Source organism: Pseudomonas brassicacearum, assembly GCF_003732225.1.
GTDB lineage: Bacteria > Pseudomonadota > Gammaproteobacteria > Pseudomonadales > Pseudomonadaceae > Aquipseudomonas > Aquipseudomonas brassicacearum_E.
In genome coordinates, this window is sequence record NZ_MOBJ01000002.1 from 1 (window position 1) to 17,214 (window position 17,214).

14 protein-coding genes and 4 tRNA genes are annotated in these 17,214 nt (G+C 54.9%); all 18 read left to right on the forward strand.

All coding sequences use genetic code 11. The features are described from left to right. The first annotated feature begins 125 nt into the window (after positions 1-125). The 18 genes from birA to rpsG all read left to right on the forward strand — a co-directional run bounded on the left by birA (position 126) and on the right by rpsG (position 17,190). Complete coding sequence (gene birA, locus BK659_RS01475) at positions 126-1,085, forward strand: bifunctional biotin--[acetyl-CoA-carboxylase] ligase/biotin operon repressor BirA (RefSeq protein WP_123423420.1); 960 nt, start codon at positions 126-128, stop codon at positions 1,083-1,085. After that, a complete protein-coding gene (locus BK659_RS01480; RefSeq protein WP_123423421.1) occupies positions 1,075-1,824 on the forward strand; it encodes a pantothenate kinase in 750 nt (249 codons plus the stop codon). The genes birA and BK659_RS01480 overlap by 11 nt, the downstream gene beginning before the upstream one ends. A 7-nt stretch (positions 1,825-1,831) precedes the next feature. After that, complete coding sequence (locus BK659_RS01485; RefSeq protein ID WP_123423422.1) at positions 1,832-2,278, forward strand: hypothetical protein; 447 nt, start codon at positions 1,832-1,834, stop codon at positions 2,276-2,278. A 142-nt stretch (positions 2,279-2,420) separates the two neighbouring features. After that, a tRNA-Tyr gene (locus tag BK659_RS01490) sits at positions 2,421-2,505 on the forward strand. A 25-nt stretch (positions 2,506-2,530) separates the two neighbouring features. Continuing rightward, positions 2,531-2,604, forward strand: a tRNA-Gly gene (locus tag BK659_RS01495). A gap of 26 nt (positions 2,605-2,630) precedes the next feature. Further along, positions 2,631-2,706 (forward strand) — tRNA-Thr (locus tag BK659_RS01500). Positions 2,707-2,790: 84 nt separating this feature from the next. Next, on the forward strand, positions 2,791-3,984 hold the full coding sequence (tuf, locus tag BK659_RS01505) for an elongation factor Tu (protein WP_123423423.1): 1,194 nt from the start codon (positions 2,791-2,793) through the stop codon (positions 3,982-3,984). 53 nt (positions 3,985-4,037) lie between these two features. Next, a tRNA-Trp gene (locus tag BK659_RS01510) sits at positions 4,038-4,113 on the forward strand. 45 nt (positions 4,114-4,158) lie between these two features. Beyond that, positions 4,159-4,527: a preprotein translocase subunit SecE gene (secE, locus tag BK659_RS01515; protein WP_123423424.1), complete on the forward strand. Its 369-nt coding sequence runs from the start codon at positions 4,159-4,161 to the stop codon at positions 4,525-4,527. 9 nt (positions 4,528-4,536) lie between these two features. Further along, positions 4,537-5,070 carry a transcription termination/antitermination protein NusG gene (nusG, locus tag BK659_RS01520; protein WP_003186097.1) on the forward strand — a complete coding sequence of 178 codons (534 nt, stop codon included), beginning with the start codon at positions 4,537-4,539 and terminating at the stop codon, positions 5,068-5,070. A 117-nt stretch (positions 5,071-5,187) separates the two neighbouring features. Then, positions 5,188-5,619, forward strand: a complete 432-nt coding sequence (gene rplK / locus BK659_RS01525) for a 50S ribosomal protein L11 (RefSeq protein WP_008008888.1) — start codon at positions 5,188-5,190, stop codon at positions 5,617-5,619. Beyond that, positions 5,619-6,314 carry a 50S ribosomal protein L1 gene (rplA, locus tag BK659_RS01530; RefSeq protein ID WP_019693883.1) on the forward strand — a complete coding sequence of 232 codons (696 nt, stop codon included), beginning with the start codon at positions 5,619-5,621 and terminating at the stop codon, positions 6,312-6,314. Before rplK ends, rplA begins: the two co-directional genes overlap by 1 nt. A gap of 198 nt (positions 6,315-6,512) precedes the next feature. Continuing rightward, on the forward strand, positions 6,513-7,013 hold the full coding sequence (gene rplJ, locus BK659_RS01535; RefSeq protein WP_123423425.1) for a 50S ribosomal protein L10: 501 nt from the start codon (positions 6,513-6,515) through the stop codon (positions 7,011-7,013). A gap of 77 nt (positions 7,014-7,090) precedes the next feature. Then, the gene (rplL, locus tag BK659_RS01540; RefSeq protein WP_123423426.1) at positions 7,091-7,456 is read left to right on the forward strand and encodes a 50S ribosomal protein L7/L12; all 366 of its coding nucleotides are present in this window, start codon (positions 7,091-7,093) and stop codon (positions 7,454-7,456) included. 219 nt (positions 7,457-7,675) lie between these two features. Next, positions 7,676-11,749 (forward strand): DNA-directed RNA polymerase subunit beta, encoded by a 4,074-nt coding sequence (rpoB, locus tag BK659_RS01545; RefSeq protein WP_123423427.1) that lies wholly within the window; start codon positions 7,676-7,678, stop codon positions 11,747-11,749. A 63-nt stretch (positions 11,750-11,812) separates the two neighbouring features. Further along, positions 11,813-16,012, forward strand: a complete 4,200-nt coding sequence (gene rpoC / locus BK659_RS01550; RefSeq protein WP_123423428.1) for a DNA-directed RNA polymerase subunit beta' — start codon at positions 11,813-11,815, stop codon at positions 16,010-16,012. Positions 16,013-16,228: 216 nt separating this feature from the next. Then, the gene (gene rpsL / locus BK659_RS01555) at positions 16,229-16,600 is read left to right on the forward strand and encodes a 30S ribosomal protein S12 (protein WP_002555494.1); all 372 of its coding nucleotides are present in this window, start codon (positions 16,229-16,231) and stop codon (positions 16,598-16,600) included. A gap of 119 nt (positions 16,601-16,719) precedes the next feature. After that, on the forward strand, positions 16,720-17,190 hold the full coding sequence (rpsG, locus tag BK659_RS01560; RefSeq protein WP_093426586.1) for a 30S ribosomal protein S7: 471 nt from the start codon (positions 16,720-16,722) through the stop codon (positions 17,188-17,190). Positions 17,191-17,214 lie beyond the last annotated feature (24 nt).

Sequence of the window (17,214 nt, forward strand, 5' to 3'; positions counted from 1 at the left end):
GAAACCCCTATCTGCGACCGCAGGTAGGGGTTTTGTTTTGCCTGCGAGAAAGTGATTCTTACGATTTCTATGCAACGGCTCGGGGCATGGCTATCATGCGGGCCTCATTGTGAGGCGATACTTGCATGCTGACGTTGTTAAAGCTTCTGAAGGACGGTCGTTTCCATTCCGGCCAAGCGCTGGGTGCCGCTCTAGGCATTAGTCGTAGCGCTGTATGGAAGCAACTCCAGCACCTCGAGGCGGAGTTGGGTCTTTCTATCCACAAGGTGCGTGGTCGTGGTTATCAGTTGAGTGCGCCGTTGACTCTGCTCAACGCCGTGGAGATCTGTGAGCATTCACCTGCTTGCGGCTGGCCCGTACTAGTCTTTGATTCGATTGATTCCACCAACGCAGAAGCTTTGCGCTCTATAGAGCGCGGAATGGCTGCGCCGTTTCTTGTGCTTGCGGAGCGACAAACTGCTGGTCGCGGTCGACGCGGCCGCAAGTGGGTGAGTCCGTTTGCCGAAAATATCTACTATAGCCTCGTGCTGCGAATCGATGGTGGCATGCGACAGCTTGAAGGGCTTAGCCTGGTCGTCGGTCTGGCGGTGATGCAAACTCTGCGTGATCTGGGTATTGCCGGAGCTGGTTTGAAGTGGCCTAACGATGTCCTGGTTGGTGAGAAGAAAGTCGCCGGGATATTGTTGGAATTGGTCGGGGATCCCGCTGATGTCTGCCATGTCGTTCTGGGCGTGGGAATCAATGTAAATATGCAGATGGCTGATGAGGTTGATCAGCAATGGACCTCTATGCGTCTCGAAGCAGGTAGGGCGTTTGATCGTAATCTTCTAGTGGCGCGTTTGGGGATTGTTCTCCAGGAGCACCTGCGTCGTCACCAGTCGGAAGGGTTTTCGTCACTTCAGGCAGAGTGGGAGAAAGGACACTTATGGCAGGGGCGCTCGGTTTCACTGATTGCTGGAGTGAACCGAATTGACGGTGAGGTGATAGGGATTGATGGCCAGGGCGCATTGCGTTTGAACGTGGGTGGCGTAGAAAAAGTGTTTAGTGGTGGTGAGCTAAGTCTGAGGTTGCGCGATGATTCTTGAGCTCGACTGCGGGAACAGCTTTATTAAATGGCGTGTGCTGCATGCAGATGCGGCGCGTTTGGTTGCCGAGGGAGTTGTCGACTCGGATCAGGCCTTGCTGGACAGTTTGCACGGTTGTGATCCGCTGAATCTCAAATACTGTCGCCTGGTAAGCGTAAGAACCAATGAAGAGACCGATGCGCTTGTTTCGTTGCTGATTGATGCATTCGGCGTAACGGTGTCCTGCGCGGCGCCGGCCCGTGAAATGTCTGGAGTCCGCAACGGTTACGAGGATTATCAGCGACTGGGTCTTGACCGCTGGCTTGCGATGCTTGGGGCATTTCATCTTGCCTCGGGAGCTTGTCTGGTTCTCGATTTTGGTACTGCGCTTACCGCAGACCTTATTGCGGCAGATGGTGAACACCTGGGAGGGTTCATTTGTCCGGGAATGCCCTTGATGCGTAATCAGTTACGCACCCATACCCGGCGGATTCGCTATGACGATCTCGCGGCATCCAGGGCGCTCGAGAGCTTTGAGCCAGGGCGAAATACGGTGGAGGCCGTCGAGCGTGGCTGTTCATTGATGTTGAGAGGGTTTGTCCTGACGCAGCTGGAGCTGGCGCGCAGCTATTGGGGGCAGGATTTTTCGGTGTTCCTTACTGGTGGTGATGCAGGCCTGGTTTCCGGAATCGTGCCAGAGGCGCGGGTGGTACCGGATCTCGTATTCGTAGGTTTGGCCATGGCTTGCCCATTGTCCTGAGGTTTTTATGCGTTGGTTGTTTCTGCTGTTGCTGGTCCTCAATGTGTTTTATTACGTTTGGCATCAGCAGGAGGCGCCCTTGCGTGCGAAGGACGTCACTCCGTTGAGTTTGTATAAAGGTTCGCAGCAGGACATTCGCCTGTTGAGTGAAACGCCTGACGCAGCAGCTGTGCGTGACAAGGGTAAATCTGCGCAGGCGGATAACAGTTGTCTTTATTTGGGTGGCTTTGCTCGTCAGGAAACGGCGAAGGCGCTCGAGCAGCGATTGACTGCTCTCGACATCAAGGTTCAACAGCTATCGGTTTCTCTTCCTGATTCTGTTGGATATTGGATGCGCGTGACCCCGGAAAGCCGGCGTTTGGCTGATGATTCCGTATTGCAGAACCTTGCTAAAGAATTCAATGAGTTAAAACATAAAATAATGCCGTGCGAGGGGGTTGCAACTGCTGAATAGGTTGCATAGAATGGCGCCCGCTTCGCAGTGAAGACCTTTAACGGTCAGCAGCGCGAAGCGAGGTCAACGCAGCTAACCTCAGGTTTTTAATGAGAAAATGCTTGACAGAAGGCTGGCATGATGTAGAATGCCGGCTCGCTTAGGAGGGGTTCCCGAGCGGCCAAAGGGATCAGACTGTAAATCTGACGTCTACGACTTCGAAGGTTCGAATCCTTCCCCCTCCACCATTTTTAGCGTGAGCTGCAAGCTTACGCGGGTATAGTTTAGTGGTAGAACCTCAGCCTTCCAAGCTGATGATGCGGGTTCGATTCCCGCTACCCGCTCCAAGTTTGCAGGTTGTGCAAAGTGTTTCGCTCTTGTAGCTCAGTTGGTAGAGCACACCCTTGGTAAGGGTGAGGTCAGCGGTTCAAATCCGCTCAAGAGCTCCATATAACAAGGCAGATATGAAAATATCTGCCTTTGTTTTAATGGCTGGTGTGACTTGCTTAATTCTTCTCCTGGGGGTGATTTCGATGGCTAAGGAAAAGTTCGAACGTAATAAGCCGCACGTCAACGTAGGCACCATTGGTCACGTCGACCACGGTAAGACTACCCTGACTGCTGCGCTGACCCGTGTCTGCTCCGAGGTTTTCGGTTCGGCCAAGGTTGACTTCGACAAGATCGATAGCGCCCCAGAAGAAAAAGCTCGTGGTATCACCATCAATACCGCTCACGTTGAGTACGATTCGGCTGCGCGTCACTACGCACACGTTGACTGTCCAGGTCACGCCGACTACGTAAAAAACATGATCACCGGTGCTGCTCAGATGGATGGCGCTATCCTGGTTTGCTCGGCCGCTGATGGTCCGATGCCGCAAACCCGTGAGCACATCCTGCTGTCCCGTCAGGTAGGCGTTCCGTACATCGTTGTCTTCCTGAACAAGGCTGACATGGTTGACGATGCTGAGCTGCTGGAGCTGGTTGAGATGGAAGTGCGCGATCTGTTGAGCGCTTACGATTTCCCAGGTGATGACACTCCAATCATCATCGGTTCGGCTCTGATGGCTCTGAACGGTCAAGACGACAACGAGATGGGTACTACTGCCGTCAAGAAGTTGGTTGAGACTCTGGATAGCTACATTCCGCAACCAGAGCGTGCTATTGACAAGCCGTTCCTGATGCCGATCGAAGACGTATTCTCGATCTCTGGTCGCGGTACTGTTGTAACTGGTCGCGTTGAGCGTGGCATTGTCCGCATTCAGGAAGAAGTTGAGATTGTTGGTCTTCGTGACACTGTCAAAACTACTTGTACTGGTGTTGAAATGTTCCGCAAGCTGCTCGACGAAGGTCGTGCTGGCGAGAACTGCGGTGTGCTTCTGCGTGGCACCAAGCGTGATGACGTCGAGCGTGGTCAGGTTCTGGTTAAGCCGGGGACCGTTAAGCCACACACCAAGTTCACTGCAGAAGTTTACGTTCTGAGCAAGGAAGAAGGCGGTCGTCATACTCCGTTCTTCAAAGGCTACCGTCCACAGTTCTACTTCCGTACTACTGATGTGACTGGTAACTGCGAGCTGCCGGAAGGCGTTGAAATGGTGATGCCAGGTGACAACATTCAGATGACTGTCACTCTGATCAAAACCATCGCGATGGAAGATGGCTTGCGTTTCGCTATCCGTGAAGGCGGTCGTACCGTCGGCGCTGGTGTCGTAGCCAAAGTCATCGAGTAAGTTGTTGTAATGTCTTTTTTAGGCCGGCATAATGGTCGGCCTAATTTTGTTTTAGGTCAGTAGCTCAATTGGCAGAGCGACGGTCTCCAAAACCGTAGGTTGGGGGTTCGATTCCCTCCTGACCTGCCAGATTCACTTGGTGTGTCTGGCTTTCTTTTCACAGGATCTTCATAGATGACTCCTAAAGCTGAAGCTCAAGGCTCTCGCTTCGATCTGCTCAAGTGGCTTGTAGTAGTCGCCTTGGTGGTTGTTGGCGTTGTCGGCAATCAGTACTACCATGCTGTGCCGATCCTGTACCGTGTACTCGCTTTGCTTGTTATTGCTGCTGTAGCTGCCTTTGTAGGCCTGCAGACTGTCAAGGGCAAGTCTTTCTTTGTACTGGTTAAGGAAGCTCGCACCGAGATTCGTAAAGTCGTGTGGCCAACTCGCCAAGAAACCACGCAGACCACCCTGATTGTGGTGGCTGTTGTTCTGGTTATGGCGTTGCTGTTGTGGGGGCTTGATTCCCTGCTCGGCTGGCTTGTTTCCTTGATTGTTGGCTAAGGGTGTCCCGTGGCTAAGCGTTGGTACGTTGTGCATGCTTACTCGGGTTACGAGAAGCATGTCATGCGCTCGTTGGTAGAGCGCGTAAAGCTGGCTGGCATGGAAGATGGCTTCGGCGAAATTCTGGTTCCCACTGAAGAAGTGGTTGAAATGCGTAATGGCCAGAAGCGCAAAAGCGAACGTAAGTTCTTCCCTGGTTATGTGCTGGTCCAGATGGATATGAACGAGGGGACTTGGCACTTGGTCAAGGACACTCCTCGGGTGATGGGCTTCATCGGCGGTACTGCTGATAAGCCGGCACCAATCACTGATAAAGAGGCAGAAGCAATTCTGCGTCGTGTTGCTGATGGTAGCGACAAACCGAAGCCTAAGACTCTGTTCGAGCCGGGTGAAGTGGTTCGTGTCACCGATGGTCCGTTCGCCGATTTTAATGGCACGGTCGAAGAAGTTAACTACGAAAAGAGCCGGATTCAAGTCGCTGTGCTCATTTTCGGTCGCTCTACTCCGGTAGAGCTAGAGTTCAGCCAGGTCGAAAAGGTCTAGCCGAACAAGCATCCCAACCCCGCAGCCCTAGGCTGTGGGGTTTTGTCGTCACTGGGATAAACGCGCAAGTAACCGGGGAGCCTCTCGAGGCGTTCGAACCCGTAATTGGAGTGCCTCATGGCCAAGAAGATTACCGCTTACATCAAGCTGCAAGTGAAGGCCGCTCAGGCTAACCCAAGCCCACCTGTTGGTCCTGCTCTGGGTCAGCACGGCGTGAACATCATGGAATTCTGCAAGGCTTTCAACGCCCGTACTCAGGGTATTGAACCAGGTCTGCCGACTCCAGTGATCATCACTGTCTACAGCGACCGTAGCTTCACTTTCGAAACTAAAAGCACCCCGGCTTCGGTTCTGCTGAAGAAGGCTGCTGGTTTGACTAGCGGTTCCGCTCGTCCAAACACCGTTAAGGTTGGCACTGTAACTCGTGCTCAGCTGGAAGAAATCGCGAAAACCAAAAACGCGGATCTGACTGCAGCTGATATGGAAGCAGCCGTGCGTACTATCGCCGGTTCTGCTCGTAGCATGGGCCTTAACGTGGAGGGTGTGTAATGGCTAAGCTGACCAAGCGCCAAAAGGCTATCGCCGGCAAAATCGAAGCAGGCAAGGCCTACAATTTTGTAGACGCCGCTGCTCTGCTGGCTGAGCTGTCGACTGTCAAGTTCAGCGAGTCGTTCGACGTTGCTGTGAACCTGGGTGTTGACCCGCGTAAATCTGACCAGGTTGTTCGTAGCGCTACTGTGCTGCCACACGGCACTGGCAAGACCGTTCGCGTTGCTGTGTTCACCCAAGGTCCAGCAGCTGAAGCTGCTCTGGCCGCCGGCGCTGATCGCGTAGGCATGGACGACCTGGCTGCCGAAATGAAAGGCGGCGACCTGAACTATGACGTAGTTATTGCTTCCCCGGATGCAATGCGCGTTGTAGGTCAGTTGGGTCAGATCCTCGGCCCACGTGGCCTGATGCCTAACCCTAAAGTCGGCACCGTAACTCCAGACGTAGCTACCGCGGTTAAAAACGCAAAAGCTGGTCAGGTTCGTTATCGCACCGACAAAAACGGCATTATCCACACCTCCGTTGGCAAAGTCGGCTTCGATGCCGTCAAGCTGAAGGAAAACGTTGAAGCCCTGATCGCTGATCTGAAGCGTATCAAGCCAGCTTCCTCGAAAGGTATCTACGTCAAGCGCGTTACCCTGAGCACCACTATGGGCCCAGGTCTGGTCATCGACCAGGGTTCGCTCGACGCATAAGACACAAATTGGCGCGAGCGATCGCGTCAATTGAAAGATTGGGGTCCCTGCCTGGCGGGGGCTATCCAAGACCGTAGGCGACGCAAGTCTTAAACCTCAAGCCTACGCAGATGGTGCTCCCGGTTCCTTACCGAATCAGACACCAAAACGACATCCGGCTTCGGCTGGATGAAACGGTAACAAGCAGGAGTTAAACCCGTGGCAATTAAACTCGAAGACAAGAAGGCCATCGTCGCTGAAGTCAACGAGGCTGCCAAAGCTGCTCTGTCCGCTGTCGTGGCTGATGCCCGTGGCGTAACAGTAGGCGCTATGACCGGACTCCGTAAAGAGGCTCGTGAAGCTGGCGTTTACGTACGTGTTGTACGTAACACCTTGCTCAAGCGCGCTGTTGCTGACACTGAATACAGTGTTCTCAACGACGTGTTCACTGGCCCGACCTTGATCGCGTTCTCCAACCAACATCCTGGCGCTGCTGCCCGTTTGTTCAAGGAATTCGCCAAAGGTCAGGATAAGTTCGAGATCAAGGCAGCTGCGTTCGAGGGCAAGTTCCTCGCAGCTAATCAGATCGACGTACTGGCAACTCTGCCGACCCGTGACGAAGCAATTTCCCAGCTGATGAGCGTGATTCAAGGCGCTACCAGCAAATTGGCTCGTACTCTGGCGGCTATTCGCGACCAAAAAGAAGCTGTTGCAGCCTAAGGCTGAGCACTTCCTTTCGCGCTTTTTTGTTTATTTCGATGGTCGCGTAGGCCGTCCCCAAATCAGGAATTAGAGTCATGTCTATCTCTCAAGACGATATCCTCAACGCCGTAGCTGAAATGTCGGTTATCCAGGTTGTTGAGCTGATCAAAGCTTTCGAAGAAAAATTCGGCGTTACCGCTGCTGCTGCTTCGGCTGGTCCAGCTGTTGCTGCTGCCGTTGCTGAAGAGCAAACCGAATTCAACGTCATGCTGACCGAAGCTGGCGAGAAGAAAGTTAACGTGATCAAGGCTGTACGTGAACTGACCGGTCTGGGCCTGAAAGAAGCCAAGGCTGTAGTTGACGGCGCTCCTGCCATGGTTCTGGAAGCTGTTGCCAAAGACGCAGCTGACAAAGCCAAAGCAGTTCTGGAAGAAGCAGGCGCTAAAGTCGAGCTGAAGTAAGCTTCGACTTTGCGTCTCCAGCCCGAGCGTTAAGCGAAAGGCTGATGGCTGGTGGCTCTTGCCACCGGCCTTTTTCCGTTATTGGCAGCCGACTGGGTCGGTGCCGATAACGAGCTGTACCACCCGATGCGGTGGCGCAAACCATGGGGTTTGCACGATTTTCTGGCTGCTCCCGTCGGGAGGGGCCAAACAAGCAGGTGACCAAGCTGGGGAACGCTGATGGCTTACTCATATACTGAGAAAAAACGTATCCGCAAGGACTTTAGCAAGTTGCCGGACGTCATGGATGTGCCGTACCTCCTGGCCATCCAGCTGGATTCGTATCGTGAATTCTTGCAAGCGGGAGCGACTAAAGATCAGTTCCGCGACGTGGGCCTGCATGCGGCCTTCAAATCCGTTTTCCCGATCATCAGCTACTCCGGCAATGCTGCGCTGGAGTACGTCGGTTATCGCCTGGGCGAACCGGCATTTGATGTCAAAGAATGCGTATTGCGCGGTGTAACTTACGCCGTACCTTTGCGGGTAAAAGTGCGCCTGATCATTTTCGACAAAGAATCGTCGAACAAAGCGATCAAGGACATCAAAGAGCAAGAAGTCTACATGGGTGAAATCCCCCTGATGACTGAGAACGGTACCTTCGTAATCAACGGTACCGAGCGTGTAATCGTTTCCCAGCTGCACCGTTCCCCGGGCGTGTTCTTCGACCACGACCGTGGCAAGACGCACAGCTCCGGCAAACTGCTGTACTCCGCGCGGATCATTCCTTACCGCGGTTCGTGGCTGGACTTCGAGTTCGACCCGAAAGACTGCGTATTCGTGCGTATCGACCGTCGTCGCAAGCTGCCTGCATCGGTACTGCTTCGCGCGCTCGGTTACACCACCGAAGAAGTGCTGGACGCGTTCTACACCACCAACGTCTTCCACGTGCAAGGTGAAAACCTCAGCCTGGAACTGGTGCCTCAGCGCCTGCGTGGTGAAATTGCTGTCCTGGATATCCTGGATGACAAAGGCAAGGTTATTGTCGAGCAAGGTCGTCGTATCACTGCTCGCCACATCAACCAGCTGGAAAAGGCCGGGATCAAAGAGCTGCAAGTGCCTCTGGACTACGTCCTGGGTCGCACTACCGCCAAGGTCATCGTGCATCCGGCTACCGGCGAAATCCTGGCAGAGTGCAACACCGAGCTGAACACCGAGATCCTGGCAAAAATCGCCAAGGCCCAGGTTGTTCGCATCGAGACTCTGTACACCAACGATATCGACTGCGGTCCGTTCGTCTCCGACACGCTGAAGATCGACTCTACCAGCAACCAATTGGAAGCGCTGGTCGAGATCTATCGCATGATGCGTCCTGGCGAGCCGCCAACCAAAGACGCTGCCGAGACTCTGTTCAACAACCTGTTCTTCAGCCCTGAGCGCTATGACCTGTCTGCGGTCGGCCGGATGAAGTTCAACCGTCGTATCGGTCGTACCGAGATCGAAGGTTCGGGCGTGTTGTGCAAAGAAGACATCGTCGCGGTACTGAAGACTCTGGTCGACATCCGCAACGGTAAAGGCATCGTCGATGACATCGACCACCTGGGTAACCGTCGTGTTCGCTGCGTAGGCGAAATGGCCGAGAACCAGTTCCGCGTTGGCCTGGTACGTGTTGAGCGTGCGGTCAAAGAGCGTCTGTCGATGGCTGAAAGCGAAGGCCTGATGCCGCAAGACCTGATCAACGCCAAGCCAGTGGCTGCGGCGGTGAAAGAGTTCTTCGGTTCGAGCCAGCTGTCCCAGTTCATGGACCAGAACAACCCGCTGTCCGAGATCACTCACAAGCGTCGTGTCTCCGCACTCGGCCCTGGCGGTTTGACTCGTGAGCGTGCTGGCTTTGAAGTTCGTGACGTACACCCGACTCACTATGGTCGTGTATGCCCGATTGAAACGCCGGAAGGTCCGAACATCGGCCTGATCAACTCCCTGGCCGCCTATGCGCGCACCAACCAGTACGGCTTCCTCGAGAGCCCGTACCGTGTGGTGAAAGACGCTCTGGTCACCGACGAGATCGTGTTCCTGTCCGCCATCGAAGAAGCTGATCACGTGATCGCTCAGGCTTCGGCCACGATGAACGACAAGAAAGTCCTGATCGACGAGCTGGTAGCTGTTCGTCACTTGAACGAGTTCACCGTCAAGGCGCCGGAAGACGTCACCTTGATGGATGTATCGCCGAAGCAGGTAGTTTCGGTTGCTGCGTCGCTGATCCCGTTCCTTGAGCACGACGACGCCAACCGTGCGTTGATGGGTTCGAACATGCAGCGTCAAGCTGTACCAACCCTGCGCGCTGACAAGCCGCTGGTAGGTACCGGTATGGAACGTAACGTGGCTCGCGACTCCGGCGTTTGCGTCGTGGCTCGTCGTGGCGGCGTGATCGACTCCGTTGATGCCAGCCGTATTGTGGTTCGTGTTGCTGATGACGAAGTTGAAACCGGCGAAGCTGGTGTCGACATCTACAACCTGACCAAGTACACCCGCTCCAACCAGAACACCTGCATCAACCAGCGTCCGCTGGTGAGCAAGGGTGATCGGGTTCAGCGTAGCGACATCATGGCCGACGGTCCGTCCACCGACATGGGTGAACTGGCTCTGGGTCAGAACATGCGTATCGCGTTCATGGCATGGAACGGCTTCAACTTCGAAGACTCCATCTGCCTGTCCGAGCGTGTGGTTCAGGAAGACCGCTTCACCACGATCCACATCCAGGAACTGACCTGTGTGGCGCGTGACACCAAGCTTGGGCCAGAGGAAATCACTGCAGACATCCCGAACGTGGGTGAAGCTGCACTGAACAAACTGGACGAAGCCGGTATCGTTTACGTAGGTGCTGAAGTTGGCGCAGGCGACATTCTGGTCGGTAAGGTCACTCCGAAAGGCGAGACCCAACTGACTCCGGAAGAGAAACTGTTGCGTGCGATCTTCGGTGAAAAAGCCAGCGACGTTAAAGACACTTCCCTGCGCGTACCTACCGGTACCAAGGGTACTGTCATCGACGTACAGGTCTTCACCCGTGACGGCGTTGAGCGTGATGCTCGTGCTCTGTCGATCGAGAAGACTCAACTCGACGAGATCCGCAAGGACCTGAACGAAGAGTTCCGTATCGTTGAAGGCGCTACTTTCGAACGTCTGCGTTCCGCTCTGGTCGGCCACAAAGCCGAAGGCGGCGCCGGTCTGAAGAAAGGTCAGGAAATCACCGACGAAGTTCTCGACGGTCTTGAGCACGGCCAGTGGTTCAAACTGCGCATGGCTGAAGATGCTCTGAATGAGCAACTCGAGAAGGCTCAGGCCTACATCGTTGATCGCCGCCGTCTGCTGGACGACAAGTTCGAAGACAAGAAGCGCAAACTGCAGCAGGGCGATGACCTGGCTCCAGGCGTGCTGAAAATCGTCAAGGTTTACCTGGCAATCCGTCGCCGCATCCAGCCGGGCGACAAGATGGCCGGTCGTCACGGTAACAAAGGTGTGGTCTCCGTGATCATGCCGGTTGAAGACATGCCGCACGATGCCAATGGCACCCCGGTCGACGTCGTCCTCAACCCGTTGGGCGTACCTTCGCGTATGAACGTTGGTCAGATCCTTGAAACCCACCTGGGCCTCGCGGCCAAAGGTCTGGGCGAGAAGATCAACCGGATGATCGAAGAGCAGCGTAAGGTTGCCGAGCTGCGTAAGTTCCTGCACGAGATCTATAACGAGATCGGCGGTCGTCAGGAAAGCCTCGATGACTTCTCCGACCAGGAAATCCTGGATCTGGCGAAGAACCTGCGCGGCGGCGTACCGATGGCCACTCCGGTGTTCGACGGTGCCAAGGAAAGCGAAATCAAGGCCATGCTGAAACTGGCAGACCTGCCAGAAAGCGGCCAGATGCAGCTGACTGACGGCCGTACCGGCAACAAGTTCGAGCGCCCGGTTACCGTTGGCTACATGTACATGCTGAAGCTGAACCACTTGGTAGACGACAAGATGCACGCTCGTTCTACCGGTTCGTACAGCCTGGTTACCCAGCAGCCGCTGGGTGGTAAGGCACAGTTCGGTGGTCAGCGTTTCGGGGAGATGGAGGTCTGGGCACTGGAAGCATACGGTGCTGCATACACTCTGCAAGAAATGCTCACAGTGAAGTCGGACGATGTGAACGGTCGGACCAAGATGTACAAAAACATCGTGGACGGCGATCACCGTATGGAGCCGGGCATGCCCGAGTCCTTCAACGTGTTGATCAAGGAAATTCGTTCCCTCGGCATCGATATCGATCTGGAAACCGAATAACACGTGACGCGAATGAGAGCGGGGCAGGATTGCCCGCTCTCTGCTCCGCCAGGAGGAAAGGCCTTGAAAGACCTACTGAATTTGCTGAAAAACCAGGGTCAAGTCGAAGAGTTCGACGCCATCCGTATCGGATTGGCATCGCCTGAGATGATCCGTTCGTGGTCGTTCGGTGAAGTTAAAAAGCCGGAAACCATCAACTACCGTACGTTCAAACCTGAGCGTGACGGCCTGTTCTGCGCCAAGATCTTTGGCCCGGTAAAGGATTACGAGTGCCTGTGCGGTAAGTACAAGCGCTTGAAGCACCGTGGTGTGATCTGCGAGAAGTGCGGCGTTGAAGTCGCGCTGGCAAAAGTTCGTCGTGAGCGCATGGCGCACATCGAACTGGCCTCGCCGGTTGCTCACATCTGGTTCCTGAAATCGCTGCCGTCCCGTATCGGCTTGCTGATGGACATGACCCTGCGTGATATCGAACGCGTTCTCTACTTCGAGAGCTATGTCGTTATCGATCCAGGCATGACCACCCTTGAAAAAGGTCAGTTGCTCAACGACGAGCAGTACTTCGAAGCGCTGGAAGAGTTCGGCGACGATTTCGATGCCCGCATGGGTGCCGAAGCTGTCCGTGAACTGCTGCACGCTATCGACCTGGAACACGAGATTGGCCGTCTGCGTGAAGAAATTCCGCAAACCAACTCCGAAACCAAAATCAAGAAGCTGTCCAAGCGTCTGAAGTTGATGGAAGCCTTCCAGGGTTCCGGCAACTTGCCAGAGTGGATGGTGCTGACCGTTCTGCCGGTTCTGCCGCCAGATCTGCGTCCACTGGTCCCATTGGATGGCGGTCGTTTCGCGACTTCCGACCTCAACGACCTGTATCGTCGAGTGATCAACCGTAACAACCGCTTGAAGCGCCTGCTTGATCTGTCCGCTCCGGACATCATCGTGCGCAACGAAAAGCGTATGTTGCAGGAAGCTGTCGACGCCTTGCTCGACAACGGTCGTCGTGGCCGCGCTATCACCGGTTCCAACAAGCGTCCTCTGAAATCCCTGGCTGACATGATCAAGGGTAAGCAGGGTCGTTTCCGTCAGAACTTGCTCGGTAAGCGTGTTGACTACTCCGGTCGTTCGGTAATTACCGTTGGTCCGACCCTGCGTCTGCACCAGTGCGGTCTGCCGAAGAAAATGGCTCTCGAGCTGTTCAAGCCGTTCATTTTCGGCAAGCTGGAAATGCGTGGTCTCGCTACCACCATCAAAGCTGCCAAGAAGATGGTTGAGCGCGAGTTGCCGGAAGTCTGGGACGTTCTCGCTGAAGTTATCCGCGAACACCCAGTGCTTCTCAACCGTGCGCCGACCCTTCACCGTCTGGGTATCCAGGCATTTGAACCGGTTCTGATCGAAGGTAAGGCTATCCAGCTGCACCCGCTGGTCTGCGCCGCGTACAACGCCGACTTCGACGGCGACCAAATGGCCGTGCACGTACCGCTGACACTGGAAGCCCAGTTGGAAGCGCGTGCGTTGATGATGTCGACCAACAACATTCTGTCGCCAGCCAACGGTGAGCCAATCATCGTTCCGTCGCAGGACGTTGTATTGGGTCTGTACTACATGACTCGTGAAGCGATCAACGCCAAAGGCGAAGGTCGTGTGTTCGCGGATCTGCAAGAAGTTGACCGTGTGTTCCGTGCCGGCGAAGCCGCACTGCACGCCAAGGTTAAAGTGCGGATCAACGAAACCGTCAACGACCGTGATGGCGGCAGCGTGAGCAACACCCGTATCGTCGACACCACTGTCGGTCGTGCGCTGTTGTTCCAGGTTGTGCCAAAAGGTCTGTCGTACGACGTCGTCAACCTGCCAATGAAGAAAAAGGCGATCTCCAAGCTGATCAACCAGTGCTACCGCGTGGTTGGTTTGAAAGAGACCGTGATCTTCGCTGACCAGTTGATGTACACCGGTTTTGCCTATTCGACCATTTCCGGCGTTTCCATCGGTGTTAACGACTTCGTTATCCCGGATGAAAAAGCCCGCATCATCAGTGCTGCTACCGATGAAGTGAAGGAGATCGAAAGTCAGTACGCCTCCGGCCTGGTAACCCAGGGCGAGAAGTACAACAAAGTGATCGACCTTTGGTCCAAGGCGAACGACGAAGTTTCCAAGGCGATGATGGCCAACCTCTCGAAAGAGAAAGTCATCGACCGTCATGGCGTCGAAGTCGACCAGGAATCCTTCAACTCGATGTACATGATGGCCGACTCGGGCGCACGGGGTTCTGCTGCGCAGATCCGTCAGCTCGCCGGTATGCGTGGTCTGATGGCCAAGCCGGACGGTTCCATCATTGAAACGCCGATTACTGCGAACTTCCGTGAAGGTTTGAGCGTACTTCAGTACTTCATCTCCACTCACGGTGCTCGTAAAGGTCTGGCGGATACCGCGTTGAAAACTGCGAACTCCGGTTACCTGACTCGTCGTCTGGTAGACGTGGCGCAGGATCTGGTAGTAACCGAGATCGATTGCGGCACCGAACACGGTCTGCTGATGACTCCGCACATTGAAGGCGGTGACGTTGTAGAGCCGTTGGGTGAGCGCGTATTGGGTCGTGTTATTGCCCGTGATGTATTTAAGCCGGGTACCGAGGAAATCATCGTTCCTGCCGGCACTCTGGTAGACGAGAAGTGGGTTGAATTCATCGAGCTGAACAGCATCGACGAAGTGATCGTGCGTTCGCCGATCAGCTGCGAAACCCGCTACGGCATTTGCGCCAAGTGCTACGGCCGTGATCTGGCTCGTGGTCACCAAGTGAACATCGGTGAAGCTGTCGGCGTAATCGCTGCACAGTCGATCGGTGAGCCGGGTACCCAGCTGACAATGCGTACGTTCCACATCGGTGGTGCGGCAAGCCGGACCTCCGCAGCCGACAGCGTTCAGGTGAAGAATGGCGGTACCGTCCGTCTGCATAACCTGAAGCACGTTGAGCGAGTGGATGGTTGCCTGGTAGCTGTGTCCCGTTCCGGTGAACTGGCAATCGCAGACGACTACGGTCGTGAGCGCGAGCGTTACAAGCTGCCGTACGGTGCTGTGATTTCGGTTAAAGAAGGTGACAAGGTCGACGCTGGCGCAATCGTGGCCAAGTGGGATCCGCACACTCACCCAATCGTTACCGAAATGAAAGGTACCGTGACCTACGTGGGCATGGAAGAAGGCATCACGATCAAGCGTCAGACTGACGAATTGACCGGTATGACCAACATTGAAGTACTCGATGCCAAAGACCGTCCAGCTGCCGGCAAGGACATCCGTCCTGCTGTGAAGATGGTCGACGACAATGGCAAGGATCTGTTGCTGCCGGGTACTGACGTAATCGCTCAGTACTTCCTGCCTGCCAACGCCCTGGTCGGTGTGGCGGACGGTGCGAAAATCGCGATCGGTGATGTTATCGCTCGTATTCCGCAAGAGACTTCGAAGACCCGTGACATCACCGGTGGTCTGCCGCGTGTTGCCGACTTGTTCGAAGCTCGTCGTCCGAAAGAAGCCTCGATTCTGGCTGAAGTCAGCGGCACCATCGCGTTCGGTAAAGAGACCAAAGGCAAGCGCCGTCTGGTCATTACCCCGAACGACGGTAGTGATCCGTATGAAGAGCTGATTCCGAAGTGGCGTCACCTGAACGTGTTCGAAGGCGAACAGGTAAACCGCGGCGAAGTTATCTCCGACGGTCCAAGCGATCCACACGACATCCTGCGTCTGCTGGGTGTGAGTGCGCTGGCCAAGTACATTGTTAACGAGATCCAGGACGTTTACCGTCTGCAAGGCGTGAAGATCAACGATAAGCACATCGAGACCATCCTGCGTCAGATGCTGCGTAAAGTTGAAATCGCTGAATCCGGCGATTCCACTTTCATCAAGGGCGACCAGATGGAATTGACTCACGTACTGGTAGAGAACGAGCGTTTGGCTGGCGACGACAAGTTCGTTTCCAAGTTCACTCGCGTTCTGCTGGGTATCACCAAGGCGTCGTTGTCCACCGAATCGTTCATCTCGGCGGCCTCTTTCCAAGAGACCACTCGCGTACTGACCGAAGCGGCGGTAACCGGCAAGCGCGATTACCTGCGCGGCCTGAAAGAAAACGTAGTCGTGGGTCGTCTGATCCCGGCTGGTACCGGTCTGGCTTATCACAGCGAGCGCAAGCGCCGCCGTGATGCTGACAAACCGTTGCGCGTAAGCGCCAGTGAAGTGGAAGCTGCACTGACCGAAGCGCTGAACTCGAGCGGTAACTGAGTTCTGCGATAAATAAGTGTGGGGCCCTGGCGGCCCCGCTCATCGAATCGAGACAATTTGTCGAGGTTGGATGAGCGGGGAGGTCGGGGCCTTGCCTTGACTGGGGACAAGATCCTCTTTAGACTCTTGTACCCCTAAATTTGGCGGGAATTCGTTCCTGCCATTTTGCTTTTCTTGCAAGACAATAGCGTCGCAAGACAACAGTGGAGCTAGTAGATGGCAACTATCAACCAGCTGGTACGTCAGCCGCGTAAGCGTATCGTCGAGAAATCCGACGTGCCTGCGCTGCAGAACTGCCCGCAACGTCGTGGCGTATGCACCCGTGTGTATACCACCACGCCGAAAAAACCTAACTCGGCACTGCGTAAAGTATGCCGTGTGCGTCTGACCAACGGTTTCGAGGTTTCCTCGTACATCGGCGGTGAAGGCCACAACCTGCAAGAGCACAGCGTGGTACTGATCCGCGGCGGTCGTGTAAAAGACTTGCCAGGTGTTCGTTACCACACCGTACGCGGTTCTTTGGATACTTCCGGCGTTAAAGGTCGTAACCAGGGTCGCTCGAAGTACGGTACCAAGAAGCCTAAGTAGTAGCGGCTTTTTGTAAATACTGAATTATCTATTTTTCTGAGTCGATAAGAGTAAGGTCGGAGGCGTCCCGAAAGGGCACCGATTCCGAGCGAACCTGAAGACCGTTTGAGGGCTTATCCATGCCAAGAAGACGCGTAGCAGCCAAGCGCGAAGTGCTTGACGATCCAAAATACGGAAGCCAAATCCTGGCCAAGTTCATGAACCACGTGATGGAAAGCGGCAAGAAAGCCGTTGCCGAGCGTATCGTTTATGGCGCGCTGGAAAAGGTTAAAGAACGCAAGAACAGCGACCCCCTGGAAATCTTCGAGAAAGCTCTCGACGCCATCGCTCCGCTGGTCGAAGTGAAGTCGCGCCGTGTAGGCGGTGCTACTTACCAGGTTCCGGTCGAAGTTCGTCCGTCCCGTCGTAACGCCCTGGCAATGCGCTGGTTGGTAGACTACGCCCGTAAGCGCGGCGAGAAGTCTATGGCTCTGCGTTTGGCTGGCGAACTGTTGGACGCTGCTGAAGGTAAAGGTGCTGCTGTTAAGAAGCGTGAAGACGTGCACCGTATGGCTGAAGCCAACAAGGCTTTCTCGCACTACCGCTTCTAATTTTAGCGTCACTCATTTTGCGAG